Origin of the sequence: Kitasatospora sp. MY 5-36 (assembly GCF_001182915.1) — a bacterium.
Lineage (GTDB): Bacteria > Actinomycetota > Actinomycetes > Streptomycetales > Streptomycetaceae > Kitasatospora.
Window position 1 is genome coordinate 1 of the sequence record NZ_LFVW01001274.1, and the last position, 1,080, is coordinate 1,080.

The 1,080-nt window shown below is 78.1% G+C and carries 1 protein-coding gene; it reads left to right on the forward strand.

All coding sequences use genetic code 11. The features are described from left to right. Nucleotides 1-314: 314 nt before the first annotated feature. A partial coding sequence (locus AE652_RS41915) for a GAF domain-containing protein (RefSeq protein ID WP_159028748.1) occupies nt 315-1,080 on the forward strand: 766 nt, incomplete at its 3' end.

Sequence of the window (1,080 nt, forward strand, 5' to 3'; positions counted from 1 at the left end):
CACCGCCCCCGGCACCTGGCTGCGGGCCGCCGCCGTGGCCCTGGCCGCCTGCCTGGCGCTGAGCACCGGCGCCGCCCTGGAGGCCGGCGCCGACCTGCACCACACCGTGGAGGCGGCCCAGCAGGGCTCCGGCGCGCAGCGCTGACCCCGTCCGGCCGTCAGGCGGTACGGCGGTACGGAACGCGGGCCCGCGTTCCGTACCGCCCGGTATGCCGACTTGCCCGACCCCATCCCCAGCGGCCCACCGCCCCCGTACGCTTTCGTCAGCGCGTCGGCCCCGACGCGTCCTCGAACGGCGGCGAGGAGCGAAGCGAGTGCGGCAGACCGGACGGCAGTCCCGACGACCCGAGCGCCGCACCCCGCCGACCGCGTCGGAGCTGGCCAAGGTCCACGACCGCAGCCTCGCCGACGCCGCCGCCCGGGAACTGGCCGTTCCCGCCCTCACCGAGGAGACCGGCGGCCCCGGCCTGCTCGAACCCCGCCCCGAGATCGGCGACTCCTGGGCCCGGCTGCGCCGCCTCGGCCTCGACCCCGACACCGGCGCCGCCGCCGTCCTGCTGGGCCCCGGCGAAATCGAACAGCGCCGCCGCACCAGCGGACTCGACGCCGTCCTGCCGGTGCTGCGCGAGACCCTGCTGGAGGTGGGCGGAGCGGCCCCGCTGCTACTGGCCGTCGCCGACGCCGAGGGCCACGTGCTCTGGCAGGAGGGCGAACGCGGCCTGCGCCGCAGCGCCGACCGGATCGGCTTCATCACCGGCGCCCGCTGGATCGAGGAGAGCGTCGGCACCAACGGCATCGCGGTCGCGCTGCGCGCCCGGCGCCCGATGCACGTCCACTCCGCCGAGCACTACCTGCGCAGCCACCACGCCTGGACCTGCGTGGCCGCGCCGGTGCGCGACCCCGGGACCGGGCGGCTGGTCGGCGCCATCAACCTGAGCGGCCCGGCGCACAGCGTCCGCCCGTTCCTGATCCAGCTCACCGCCACCGCCGCCCGGCTCGCCGAGGCCGAGCTGCGCGCCCACCGGCTGGAGGCGCTGCACCAGCTGCGCGCCCTGGCCGCCCCGCTGCTCGCCCGGGTCG